This window comes from Shinella lacus (assembly GCF_010994755.1).
In the GTDB taxonomy this organism is placed as follows: domain Bacteria; phylum Pseudomonadota; class Alphaproteobacteria; order Rhizobiales; family Rhizobiaceae; genus Shinella; species Shinella lacus.
Genome location: NZ_WHSB02000011.1, coordinates 67,737 through 80,343 on the forward strand (window position 1 = coordinate 67,737; position 12,607 = coordinate 80,343).

Sequence of the window (12,607 nt, forward strand, 5' to 3'; positions counted from 1 at the left end):
CGCGGGCGCACGCAATGTCGAAAGCAGGGAGCGGCGTTCGGCCGCTCCCCTCACAAACTTAGACGGTGGCGGCGGAAACCGTCGCCTCGATATGATCGACCAGCGCATCCGGCAGGTTGAGGCGGCCGGCCAGCAGGTCGAGATAGCCGCGCTCGGCGCGCGACTTCGGCTCGATGGCGAGGCGCGAGGCGGTGTAGAGTTCGACGCGCTGCTCTTCGGTCGTGGCGGCGGAGATGATCGCGTCGAGATCGACCGGGTTGGCAAGCTCCTCTTCCAGGAACTGCGCGGCATCGGCACCGAGGCCGGAAACCTTCAGCTTGTCCATGATGCGGGCGCGCTCGGCCTCGTCGATATGGCCGTCGGCACGCGAGGCGGCGATCATGGCGCGAACGAGGATGAGGGCGAAATCGGTGCTGACGGCCTCGGGGTGGAAGCCGGAATCGCTCGGCGGGGGCAGCAGTTCAGGCGTCGTGCCCTGCGTCGTCTCGACCGGGTTCTGGCCGGCCTTGTAGTTCTTGTACGCCTGGTAGCCGAGGCCGGCGATGGCGGCGAGGCTGCCGAGCTTCAGCGCGGAGCCCGCCACCTGGCGGCCGGTGCCCGTACCGAGAAGAACGCCGGCAATGGCGATCGAGGCGAGCGGATTGTCCTTGGCGAGCTGGGTGACCTGGCCGGCGCGATCGCGCACGGATCCGCCGGCGCCGGGCACCTGGGAACCGAGGAACTGGTCAAGCAACTTCTTGGCGTCAAACATAGGGCGTCTCCGTTTCGCTTGTTCTCTTGTCAGGGCCGACTGCAAGGCAAGATAGGAATGCGCGCGGAGGATTACAAACGCATAACGGGCGACCAAAGGCCGCCCGCTTGCAAATCCGTTGAACTTGGGCCTCAGCCCTTGAGCGCTGCGGCTTCCGCGGCAAGCTTGGTGATGCCGGCCCAGTCGCCCTTGGCGACGAGGTCCTTCGGCGCGACCCAGGAGCCGCCCACGCAGATGACGTTCGGCAGCGAGAGGTAGTCGCGGGCGTTCGACAGCGAGATGCCGCCCGTCGGGCAGAACAGCGTGCCGGCCAGCGGCGAGGCGAGCGACTTGAGATAGGCGGCACCCCCCGCCTGTTCGGCCGGGAAGAACTTCAGCACCTGGTAGCCCTCTTCGCGAAGGCCCATGACTTCGCTGGCGGTCGCCGCACCCGGCAGCAGCGGGATGTCGGAATCGTGAGCCGCGTCGATCAGCTCCTGCGTCGTGCCGGGGCTGACGACGAACTGCGAGCCGGCTTCCACGGCCGCCTCGAACTGCGCGGCGTTGAGGATGGTTCCGGCACCGGCGACGGCACCCTCGACCTCGTTGGCAACGGCGCGGATCGCCTCCAGGGCGGCCGGTGTGCGCAGCGTGATCTCGATGGCCTTCAGCCCGCCCGCGACCAGCGCCCGCGCCAGCGGAACGGCCGTCTTGACGTCGTCGATGACCAGCACCGGCACCACCGGCTGTAGCTTCAGGACGGAAAGGAGCTTGGCGTTTTTCTCGCTCATGGCATGACCTTTTAAAACGATTGAATTGGGACCCGAATAGCGCGTCTGCGACGTCATGTCGAGCTTAAAGCAAGATTCATGGACTTGTCATGACACACTTATCGTGTAGTCTGCCCGTCGCCTTAAGCCTGTCTCAAACAGCGAAAGCGTGCCTATGGCAAAAGAGATCGAGCGGAAGTTCCTGGTGTCCGGTCAGCGTTGGCGCACCTTTGCAGATGAAGGCATCGCCATACGGCAGGCCTATATCGTTGCCCAGGAGGACCGGTCGCTCCGCGTCCGCATCTTCGGCGACGGCAAAGCCCGCATGACCCTCAAGATCGGCCACGCCGTGCTCGTCCGTGACGAGTACGAATATGACATCGACCGCGACGAGGCAGAGGACATGCTGCGCCATGCGATCGGCAACGTTATCGAGAAGGTGCGCTACAAGGTGCCGCACGCCGGTTATGTCTGGGAAGTCGACGTCTATGGCGGCGCCCATCATGGCCTGGTGATCGCCGAGGTCGAGCTCGCCTCGATCCACGACGACCCGGACCTGCCGAACTGGGTGGGCCGCGAGGTCACCGGTGAAAGCCAGTATTCCAACCAGTCCATGGCGCTCGGCGCCAGCAACGGTGCGAGCCTGCGCCAGCTCGCCTGAGAGCTGCAACAGAGCGCCGCATTGCCTGGAATGCGCCGAAGCTGTATGTGGCGGCGATGACAAACGAGATCTCCTCACCCGCTCCGGACAGCGGCTTCCTGGTTGCCGCGCTCTATCATTTCGTCTCGGTTCCGCGCTTTGCGGATCTGCGCGACCCCTTGCAGGCGCTCTGCGAGGAAAACGGCGTGCGCGGCACGCTGCTTCTCGCCCATGAAGGCATCAACGGCACGATCGCCGGTCCCCATGCCGGCATCCGCACGGTGCTTGACTTCCTGCGTAGCCAGCCGGAATTTTCCGGGCTGGAGCACAAGGAAAGTTTTGCCGCCGACATGCCGTTCCTGCGCATGAAGGTGCGGCTCAAGAAGGAGATCGTCACAATGGGCGTCGAGGATATCGACCCCACGCGCTCCGTCGGCACCTATGTGGCGCCCGCGGACTGGAACGCGCTGATCTCCGATCCGGACACCATCGTCATCGACACGCGCAACGACTACGAGACGGCGATCGGCATGTTCAAGGGCGCGGTCGACCCGAACACCAAGACGTTCCGCGAATTTCCCGACTGGGTGCGCAGCAATACCGGCCTGCACAACAAGCCGAAGATCGCCATGTACTGCACCGGCGGCATCCGCTGCGAGAAGGCCACGGCCTTCATGAAGGAGCAGGGTTTCGACGAGGTCTTTCACCTCAAGGGCGGCATCCTGAAATATCTCGAAGAGGTGCCGGCGGAAGAGAGCCTGTGGGAAGGCGCCTGCTTCGTCTTCGACGAGCGCGTCTCCGTGCTGCATGGGCTTGAGGAAGGCGAGCACAAGCTCTGCCGCGCCTGCCGCCATCCGCTGACCGCCGAAGACACCACCTCGGCGCTCTACGAGCCCGGCGTTTCCTGCCCGCATTGCCACGCCAGCCGCAGCGACGAAGACCGCCTGCGCTTCCGCCAACGCCAGAAGCAGATGGACCTCGCCAGGAAGCGCGGCGAACGCCACCTCGGCAAGTAACTAGCCCGCGACAGCCTGCACGTCGGTCGGGGGCGCCAGCAATTCGCCGATCGCCTTCTCGCTCATCGGACGGGCGAAAAAGTAGCCCTGGAGCTGGTCGCAGCCGCAGAGATGCAGGAATGCGGCCTGTTCTGCGGTCTCCACGCCCTCCGCCGTCACCGGCATGTCGAAGGAAGCGGCAAGCGCCACCGTCGCCTGTAGCATCGCGCCGCCCTTGGCCGATTGTTCACCGGCGATGGTCAGCGAGCGGTCGATCTTCAGGCGATCGAAGCCGAAGCGGATGAGGTAGCCGATGCTGGAAAAGCCGGCGCCGAAATCGTCGAGCGCGATGCGCACGCCGCCGGCCTTCAGCCGGTCCATGACGAGCTTGGCGCGGCCGGGATTCTGGATAAAATAGCCCTCGGTGATCTCCAGCGTGACGCGCGACGGCTCGATGCCGGCGGCCTCGATGATGCCGAGCGCCTGGTCCGGGAAATAGGGATTGCGGAACTGCGCCGGCGAGACGTTGATCGAGACGCCGATCTCCGGCCAGTTGCGCGCCGCCTCGCAGGCGCGGCGCAGCACCAGCGGCCCGAGCACATCGATGACACCGGTCGCTTCCGCCAGCGGAATGAAGACATCCGGCGGCACCGACACCGTACCGCCGCGATACCAGCGGGCGAGCGCCTCGACGCCGCAGATCTCGCGCCCGCGCGCCTTGACGATCGGCTGGAACACCACATCGATCTCACCGCGCACCACGGCGGCGCGCAGCGCATCCTCCATCTCGCGTCGCTCGTCGCGGTCGTCGTCCATCAGCGTTTCGTAGTGCATGGCGCGCCCGCGACCGGCATGTTTTGCCCGGTACATGGCGACGTCGGCGCGGCGCAGCAGTTCCTCGCCCAGGACCACGCCCTTGCGCGAGACGGCAAGGCCGATGCTGGCGCCGACGACGGCGACACGCTCGCCGATCGCGAAGGGCTCGGAGAAGAAATCGAGGATGGAGCGGGTGAGGCGCTCGGCCTCTCCGCCATCGGCACTGTCGAGGAAGACGATGGCGAACTCGTCGCCGCCGATGCGGGCAAGCATGGCCTTTGCCGGAACGAGGCGGGACAGCCCGGCCGAAACGCCTCGGATCAGCCGGTCGCCGACCGCATGGCCGTAAAAATCGTTGACGTCCTTGAAGCCGTCGAGGTCAAGATAGAGCATCACCACGTCGCGCGCCTCGACGATCGCACGCGCATTCAGTTCGTCGAGGCCGAGATAGAGGCCGGTGCGGTTCCGGAGCCCGCTCAGCCGGTCGGTCAGGGCCTGGGTGCGTGCGGTGTTCTCATCGGCCTTGAGGCGGATCGCGAAGGCGGCCCCCGTCAGCACGAGCAGCGCGAAGAAGAAGATCACGCCGGCGAGCGCCAGCACGACGAGCGGGCGCACCTGCGCATAGCTCTGGTCACCGGGCGAACTCGGCGTCCAGGAGAGGAAGCCCAGCGTCTTGCCGTCGGGATCGGTCAGGACCACGCCATTGTGCCCCTCGGGAGACCCCTCCTCCAGCATCAGGCCGGAGATCAGGAAGTTTTCGGCAATGCGCGCGATGCGCGCCGGCGTGAGATGCCGGATGATGAAGAGCGTGCGCAGCGCATCCGCCGGCGCCTTCACCGCATCGGAGACCGGGCGGATGGCCGAGACCGCCGCGACCGCCGGTCCGTCCGGCGTCTGCAGAAAGGCGCCCAGTTCCTCACCCGGCTCCAGGCCGGCATGCAGGATCTTTCGCTGCATCTCCACGAAGGCCGCCCCGCCATAGGCGCGTGCATCCGCCGCGAAGGGCGCGCCGTCGCGGTAGGCGAGGATGGTGCCGCCCTTCTCATCGACGATAAAAACCGTATCGAAAAGCGGTCCGCCTTCTGTCGCGAGCCCAATATTGGTGGTGAGCCAGGGCATGTCGGCGTTGCCGTAAACGGCCGTTACCGCATCGTCCCAAACCGAATAGTCGCGCACGGTGGTGACCATGGAACTGCGCATGGAGGAGAGCGCGCCATACACCGTCTGACGCGTGCGCTCCTGGTCGAGCTCGTTCGCGCGGGTCGCGAGGAAACCGAGCGCCATCATGACGAGAATGGTGGCGAGGCTGACGACGACGGCAAACGACGCGAGCACGCCCAGAACGACCGCAAGCCGTCGGGCGCCGATCATGCCAGAAAGGTGGCGCGCAAGTCGCAGCATCGTCTTCTCCGACCAAGCTGCGATGATGCGGCAGAACCGTTATGAATCCTTTACAGTACAGGCGACAATGCGAGGGATAACAGCCTCAGGTCGTGCGATGGTTGCCCTTCGGGAACTGGCCGGCAAGCGCGGCGTACCAGTGGCCGCTCTTCTTCACGGTGCGCTGCTGCGTCTCATAGTCCACATGCACGATGCCGAAGCGCATGCGGTAGCCCTCCGCCCACTCGAAATTGTCCATCAGGCTCCAGGCGAAATAACCGCGCATGGGATAGCCCTCGCCGATCAGGTCCGCCGTGATGCCGAGATGGTCGGCGATGTAGTCAAGACGCGGCTGGTCGTCCACCGCACCATCCTCGATGCCCATATTGTAGCAGGCGCCGTTTTCCGTGATGTAGCAATCGGGCAGCGCATAATCCGCATTGAGCTTGCGGATGAGATCGCCGAGCGCGGGTGCAAAAACCTCCCAGCCGATATCGGTCTTGACGTCGGCGACCGGCGGGGCCGGCACCGTCGCCGGGAACTCCGCACCCTCGGCCGGATCGTTGGAAACCCGCATGGGCGTATAATAGTTGAGACCCCACCAATCGAGCTTCTGGCTGATCGTTTCCATGTCGCCCGGCTCGATTGCCGGCATGCGGTGGCCGAGCGCGGAGAGGAAGGATGCCGGATATTCGCCCTTGAAGACCGGACCGAAGAAGACGCCATTGTGGAAGTCGAAGGCGCGGGCGGCGGCCGCCTGATCCGCAGCATCGTCGCTGCCGGCATGGATGGAATGGGCGTTCAGCACGAGGCCGACGGGAAGCGTCGGCCGCTCGGAGCGGATGGCCGCGACGCCGAGACCGTGCGCGAGGTTGGTGAAATGAAGGGCGTGCAGCGCCGCATCCATGTTGCGCTCGCCGGGCGCATGGATGCCGTAGAGATGGCTGAGCCAGACGGAGCACCAGGGCTCGTTGAAGGTCGCCACCGAATCCAGCCGGTCGCCGAGCCGCGCGATGACCGTTTTTGCGTAGCGCTGGAAGGCATAGGCCGTCTGCCGCGCCGTCCAGCCGCCGTCGCCGGCCAGCATCAGCGGCAGGTCCCAGTGGTAGAGCGTCGCAAAAGCCTTTATGCCGCGCGCCTTCAGGCCGTCGACGAGGCGGTCGTAGAAATCCAGCCCCTTCTCGTTTACCGGCCCGGTGCCTTCCGGAATGATGCGTGGCCAGGCGATGGAGAAACGATAGGCCTCGACGCCGAGCGACTGGATGAGGTCGAGGTCTTCCTCCAGCCGATTGTAATGGTCGCAGGCCAAGTCGCCATTGTGCCGCCCGAAGACCCGGCCGGGCATGTTGGAAAAGGCATCCCAGATCGACGGCTTGCGGCCATCGGTCTTCGTCGCCCCCTCGATCTGGAAGGCGGCCGTCGCCACGCCGAACACGAAATCGCCGGGAAAACGTCCGGCAAGCGCCTTGGGATCCATCGTCATCGTCTCTGAAATGCGGCGGGAGGGACGCCCGCGAGCCTACTGCAACGTTGCAGTATTGCCGTTTTCAACAAAAATCAATGGTCTTCATGGCCTGCACGACCAGATTGGCAGCCGTCAATCCACCTCACCCGGGCGCGTATTAATCAGCCATTCCTTAAACGAAGGTTAGGACCTTGCCCTTTAAAGTGCCCATGGCTTGGGACGGAGACACTTACGTGGTACGGCGAATTCCAAAGCATCTTGTCCGCAAGGGCATGTTCGTGGAATCGGTGGAATGCCCAAACGCCGAGTTTTCGGACCGGCGGTTCCTCGTGCAGTCCGATGAGACCGTGCGCGCCATCCTCGCCACCTCCGCCGCCTATGCTTTGGTCAATCCGCAAAAGAGCACCGTCGACATCGACACGGCCACCGCCCCCTCGCCCGCGCAAAAGCAGGCCGAGGAGCGCAAGCTCACCACCGAGACGGTGGCGCAATCCGCCCGGTCGCTGCGCGAGAGTTTTGCCGCCGCCCAAGCCGGCCAGCTTGAAATCGAGGCGCTCGGGCCGGTCGCCGACGATATTTCCGACCGCATCGACGCAGCGCCGGATATCTTTTTGAAGGTCACCCGGCTGAAGACCAAGGACGAAGGCACCTATGTGCATTCGCTGGCCGTAAGCGCGCTGATGATGCGGCTCGCCCGCCTGATGCATTATGAGGACGGCGCGGTGCGGGAGCTGGGCGTCGCCGGCCTGCTGCACGATGTCGGCAAGCTGATGGTGCCGAACGCCATCCTCAACAAGAAAGGCGGGCTCGATACGGACGAAAGACGCCTGGTGCGCGGCCATCCGGAGATCGGCTACCGCCTCTTGAAGAAACAGGGCAACGTCTCCGATACCGTGCTCGACATTTGCCGCTACCACCACGAGATGCTCGACGGCAGCGGCTACCCGCTCGGCCTCAAGGCCGAACAGCTCAGCCCGGAAATCCGCCTCGCCACCGTCTGCGACGTCTTCGAGGCGCTGACCAGCACGCGCCCCTACAAGCGGCCGTGGACGACACGCGACGCGCTGAACTGGATGTACGACCGCGGCCACCTGTTCGACAAGAAACTGGTGCTCCGCCTCGGCAGCATTTTTCCCTGACGGGAACACCGGCCGCCGCGATGGCGCGGCAGCCGGCGGCTTTGCCTAGACCTTCACCCAGGCACCGTTCTTCTTCGAGGACTGCACGCAGGCATCGACGAAGACCATGCCCTTGAGGCCATCGTCCACCGTCGGATAGACGACGGCGGGATCGAGCGTTGTGCCGTTGCGCTTGGCGTGGATGGCGCGCGCGGCTTCCGAATAAATGTTGGCGAAGCCTTCGAGATAGCCTTCCGGATGGCCGGAGGGCACGCGGCTCATGCGCGCGGCCGCAGCACCGGCGCCCGCACCGTTGCGGGTGATCAGGCGCTTCGGCTCGCCGAAGGGCGTGTACCACAGGTAATTCGGATCGGCCTGCACCCATTCGATGCCGCCCTTGGTGCCGTAGACGCGCACCTTCAGGCCGTTCTCGTGGCCGGGCGCGACCTGGCTGCACCAGAGCATGCCCTTGGCGGCGACACCGTCCTTTTCCTTGAAACGCATCATGACATGGGCGTTGTCATCGAGCCGACGGCCCGGCACGAAGCTGTCGAGATCGGCGGAAAGCTCGGCAAGGTCGAGGCCCGAGACGAAGCAGCCGAGATTGTAGGCATGGGTGCCGATATCGCCGGTGGAGCCGCCAGCACCCGATTTCGTCGGGTCCGTGCGCCAGGCCGCCTGCTTCTGGCCACCCGATTCGATGTCTTCCGTCAGCCAGTCCTGCGGATATTCCATCTGCACGAGGCGGATCGTGCCGAGTTCGCCATTCGCGATCATCTCGCGCGCCTGGCGGACCATCGGATAGCCGGTGTAATTGTGCGTCAGAACGAAGAGCGCGCCGCTCTCCTCCGCCAGCTTCTTCAGCTTGCGGGCGTCCGACAGCGTCGAGGTCAGCGGCTTGTCGCAGATGACGTGGATGCCGCGCTTCAGGAATTCCTTGGCCGCCTCGTAGTGCACATGGTTCGGCGTGACGATCGCCACCGCCTCGATGCCGTTCTTCAGCTTCGCCTCGCGGATCGCCATTTCCTTGAAGCTGCCATAGCTGCGCGACGGATCGAGCCCGAGTTCACGCGCCGACTGCGCGGCTTTTTCCGCCGAGGACGACAATGCACCGGCAACCAGTTCGTAGTGATCGTCGAGCCGCGCGGCAAAGCGGTGCACCGCGCCGATGAAGGCGCCGGAGCCGCCGCCGACCATGCCGAGCCGAATGCGGCTCTCCCGCGCTTCGCTTGCGCTTCCTTCGATTGCCATGGGTATTCCTCCTTAAAGTCCGAGCATACGGCGGTTGGCGGCCTCATCGGTGCCGGAATCGGCGAAATCGTCAAACGCCTTCTCCGTGACGCGGATGATATGCGCCTTGACGAATTCCGCCCCCTCGCGCGCGCCGTCCTCCGGGTGCTTCAGCGCGCATTCCCATTCGACCACGGCCCAGCCGGCAAAATCATTGGCCGCCATCTTGGAGAAGACCGCGCCGAAATCCACCTGGCCATCACCCAGCGAACGGAAGCGGCCGGCGCGGTTGACCCAGCCCTGGAAACCGCCATAGACGCCCTGCCGGCCGGTCGGGTTGAACTCGGCATCCTTCACATGGAACATGCGGATGCGGTCCTTGTAGATGTCGATATTGTCGAGATAGTCGAGGCACTGCAGCACGTAGTGCGACGGGTCGTAGAGCATGCAGGCGCGGGCATGGTTGCCGGTGCGCTCCAAAAACATCTCGTAGGTGATGCCGTCGTGCAGGTCCTCGCCCGGATGGATCTCGTAGCAGACGTCGACGCCGTTGTCCTCGGCATGGTCGAGGATCGGCTTCCAGCGTTTCGCAAGCTCGTCGAAGGCGGTCTCGACGAGGCCGGCCGGCCGCTGCGGCCAGGGATAGACGAAGGGCCAGGCGAGCGCGCCGGAAAAGCTTGCCATGGCATCGAGGCCGAGATGCTTGGAGGCGGTCAGCGCCATCTTCACCTGCTCCACCGCCCAGGCCTGGCGCGCCTTCGGATTGCCGCGCACTTCCGGCGCCGCAAAACCGTCGAAGGCTTCGTCATAGGCGGGATGCACGGCGACGAGCTGGCCCTGGAGATGGGTGGAAAGCTCGGTGACCTCAACGCCGTTTTCGCGCGCCTTGCCGGCGAATTCGTCGCAATAGGTCTTGGATTCCGCGGCCTTCTTCAGGTCGATGAGGCGCGCATCCCAGGTCGGGACTTGCACGCCCTTGTAGCCGATATCGGCAGCCCATTTGGTGATCGAGTCCCAGGAATTGAACGGCGCGGCATCGCCGGCAAACTGCGCGAGAAACAGGGCCGGGCCCTTGATCGTCTTCATCGGTGACTTCCTCCCATGGACCTGACCGCACCGGGCGGCCAGTCGAAGATATTTTTGCGGTACGTACCGCAACGTGCGGAAAGCTATCGGCCTTTGGCGGGTCGGGCAATGCTGAAATCACCGTCGCGCGGCAAAAAGCGCTTGTGACATTAGGGCTGGCAACACCCTACCTCTCCTCCGTCATCCTCGGGCTTGACCCGAGGATCCATGGGCCTCTGCTGAAGAGTGGATCCTCGGGTCAAGCCCGAGGATGACGTCGAGAATGGAGCGTGGGCTTGCAAACCAGCAAAATAAACCGCCCGGGTCATCATGTCCCGGGCGGCTCGATTGCTGTCAGATCAGAACGGGGAATCCGGGAAGTAGAAGTCCTTCGCGTTCTCCTTGGTCACCAGCGTCGCGTCGATCGTGTAGACGCCGCGCACCGGAACCTGGCCGTAGAAGTTGGCGACGGTCATCTCGAGCGCCGTGCCCACCATTGCCGGCGGATAGAGCACGTCGACCGGGATCATCTTGTCGCCGTCCATGACCTTCTTGATCATTTCCTTCGAACCGGCACCGGCGATGACATACTGGATGTCTGTGCGGCCGGCCTGTTCGATGGCCTGGAGCACGCCGACGGCCATGTCGTCGTCCTGGCACCATACGACGTCGATCTTCTGGTATTTGGTCAGGTAGTCCTGCATGACTTTGAAGGCATCGTCGCGGTTCCAGTTGCCGTACTGGCGGTCGAGAATCTTGACGCCGGAGCCTTCGACGCCCTTGTCGAAGCCGTCCTGGCGTTCCTGGTCGATCGGGATCGGCAGGCCGCGGATGACGACGACTTCAGCTTCCGGCGTCGTGGTCTTGATATATTCGCCGGCCGTCTGGCCGAGCGCGAAGTTGTTGCCGGCGACGTAGAGGTCACGCACGGAATTGTCGTTGGTGCTCGGCGCACGGTCGACGAGGGCGACAAACGTGCCCTTGCCCTTGACTTCCTTGATGGCGTTGACCAGCGGATCCGGATCGGTCGGCAGGATGACGAGCGCGTCGATGCCCTGCGTTTCGAGGTCCTGCACGGCATTCGCCTGGCTTGCCGGGTCCGGGGAGGTCTTGACGATGACGTTGAGGCCCGGATTACGCTCCATGAGGAGCTTGGCGACGCGTTCGGCATGGAAGACGACGCCGGACGTCCAGCCGTGGTCGGCGGCCGGGATCGAAACGCCGATCGTTACCTTCTTTTCTTCCTGTGCGTGGACGACCCCGGCCACCAGCGCCATCGCGGCAACCGTCAGGCCCAATAGTTTCTTGCGCATGAGTTTCCTCCCAAATGCAGGTCTTTACTTCGCGGCCGGGCGACCTGTGGACCCGGCTAGAGGTTTACGACTTCCGCACCAGCGAGCGCTGGACGAGCATCGCAATGATGATGATCGCGCCCTGGATGGCCCCGATCAGATATTCGCTGATGAAGTTGGAGAGCAGCATAATGTTGCCGACCAGTTCGAGAATGAAGGCGCCGCAGATCGTGCCCCAGACGCGCCCCGCCCCGCCCTTCAGCGCCGTGCCGCCGACGACGACCGCGGTGATCGCCTGCAACTCCCACAGGATGCCGGTGGTGGCCGAGGTGGAGCCGAGGCGCGGCACATAGAGCAGCACGGCAATGGCGACGCAGAGGCCCTGGATGACGAAAGCGATGGTGCGCACGCGGTTGACCGGAATGCCGGAATAGCGCGCGACGTCGCTGTTCGAACCCACCGCCACCACATGGCGGCCGTAACGCGTGCGGTAGAGAATGAAGGCCGCGACGGCCGTGACGGCGAGGATGACGACGATCGGCACCGGCACGCCGAGGATGTAGCCGAAATAGGCCGGGCGATAGAGCGCCTGCAATTCCGGCTCGCGCAGCGTGATCGCGCCGCCCTGCGACAGCCAGGTGGTCAGGCCGCGATAGATGCCCATCGTGCCGAGCGTGGCGATGAAGGGCTCGATCCGGCCGACGGTGGTGATGAGGCCGTTCGCCAGACCGCAGGCCCCGCCGATGACCATGGTCAGCACGACCGCGGCCGCCAGCATGAGGCCCGGATCGGCGATCGCGCCGGAATTCATGAAGATGATCATGATCGAGGCGACGAAGGCCACCATGGAGCCAACCGAAAGGTCGAGGTCGCCCGACGAGATGACGAAGGTGGCGCCCACCGCGATGATCGCGATGAAGGCGCTGCGCGTCGCGACGTTCGCCAGGTTGTTGATGCCGATGAAGTTGGGATTGACCAGCGCGCCGACGATCAGAAGCAGCGCCAGCGCTGCAAAGGGCGCGACGGCCCTCAGATCGATATCCCGCCAGCTGCGGCCCCTGCTCTTCGTTTCGACCGCGTCTTCGCCTGCCGTCATGTTCGTCCCC

The 12,607-nt window shown here is 64.6% G+C and carries 11 protein-coding genes; 3 read left to right on the top strand and 8 right to left on the bottom strand.

What is annotated here, in order from left to right; translation table 11 throughout:
* Nucleotides 1–58: 58 nt before the first annotated feature.
* On the bottom strand, nt 59–751 hold the full coding sequence (locus tag GB927_RS24340) for a tellurite resistance TerB family protein (RefSeq protein ID WP_256119819.1): 693 nt from the start codon (nt 749–751) through the stop codon (nt 59–61).
* Nucleotides 752–882: 131 nt separating this feature from the next.
* On the bottom strand, nt 883–1,521 hold the full coding sequence (locus tag GB927_RS24345) for a 2-dehydro-3-deoxy-phosphogluconate aldolase (RefSeq protein ID WP_256119820.1): 639 nt from the start codon (nt 1,519–1,521) through the stop codon (nt 883–885).
* A 154-nt stretch (nt 1,522–1,675) separates the two neighbouring features.
* Here GB927_RS24345 and GB927_RS24350 point away from each other — a divergent pair, with 154 nt between their 5' ends.
* Both GB927_RS24350 and trhO read left to right on the top strand, forming a co-directional pair.
* Complete coding sequence (locus GB927_RS24350; protein WP_256119821.1) at nt 1,676–2,161, top strand: CYTH domain-containing protein; 486 nt, start codon at nt 1,676–1,678, stop codon at nt 2,159–2,161.
* Between the two features lie 56 nt (nt 2,162–2,217).
* Entirely contained in the window at nt 2,218–3,156 is a 939-nt protein-coding gene (gene trhO / locus GB927_RS24355; protein ID WP_256119822.1) for an oxygen-dependent tRNA uridine(34) hydroxylase TrhO, read from the top strand.
* On the opposite strand, the gene GB927_RS24360 is transcribed toward trhO, so the two are convergent.
* The gene (locus GB927_RS24360; protein ID WP_256119823.1) at nt 3,157–5,352 is read right to left on the bottom strand and encodes a putative bifunctional diguanylate cyclase/phosphodiesterase; all 2,196 of its coding nucleotides are present in this window, start codon (nt 5,350–5,352) and stop codon (nt 3,157–3,159) included.
* 85 nt (nt 5,353–5,437) lie between these two features.
* Entirely contained in the window at nt 5,438–6,814 is a 1,377-nt protein-coding gene (locus GB927_RS24365) for a GH1 family beta-glucosidase (RefSeq protein ID WP_256119824.1), read from the bottom strand.
* 215 nt (nt 6,815–7,029) lie between these two features.
* On the opposite strand from GB927_RS24365, the gene GB927_RS24370 reads away from it, so the two are divergent.
* Nucleotides 7,030–7,935 (top strand): cyclic di-GMP phosphodiesterase, encoded by a 906-nt coding sequence (locus GB927_RS24370; protein ID WP_256119825.1) that lies wholly within the window; start codon nt 7,030–7,032, stop codon nt 7,933–7,935.
* 45 nt (nt 7,936–7,980) lie between these two features.
* Here the strand turns inward: GB927_RS24370 and GB927_RS24375 are convergent, their stop codons facing one another.
* From GB927_RS24375 to GB927_RS24390, 4 genes are all read right to left on the bottom strand, one after another.
* Complete coding sequence (locus tag GB927_RS24375) at nt 7,981–9,165, bottom strand: Gfo/Idh/MocA family protein (RefSeq protein WP_256119826.1); 1,185 nt, start codon at nt 9,163–9,165, stop codon at nt 7,981–7,983.
* A 12-nt stretch (nt 9,166–9,177) separates the two neighbouring features.
* Nucleotides 9,178–10,230: a sugar phosphate isomerase/epimerase family protein gene (locus tag GB927_RS24380; RefSeq protein ID WP_256119827.1), complete on the bottom strand. Its 1,053-nt coding sequence runs from the start codon at nt 10,228–10,230 to the stop codon at nt 9,178–9,180.
* 338 nt (nt 10,231–10,568) lie between these two features.
* The gene (locus GB927_RS24385; RefSeq protein ID WP_256119828.1) at nt 10,569–11,522 is read right to left on the bottom strand and encodes a substrate-binding domain-containing protein; all 954 of its coding nucleotides are present in this window, start codon (nt 11,520–11,522) and stop codon (nt 10,569–10,571) included.
* A gap of 64 nt (nt 11,523–11,586) precedes the next feature.
* The gene (locus GB927_RS24390; RefSeq protein WP_256119829.1) at nt 11,587–12,597 is read right to left on the bottom strand and encodes an ABC transporter permease; all 1,011 of its coding nucleotides are present in this window, start codon (nt 12,595–12,597) and stop codon (nt 11,587–11,589) included.
* Between the last annotated feature and the right edge of the window lie 10 nt (nt 12,598–12,607).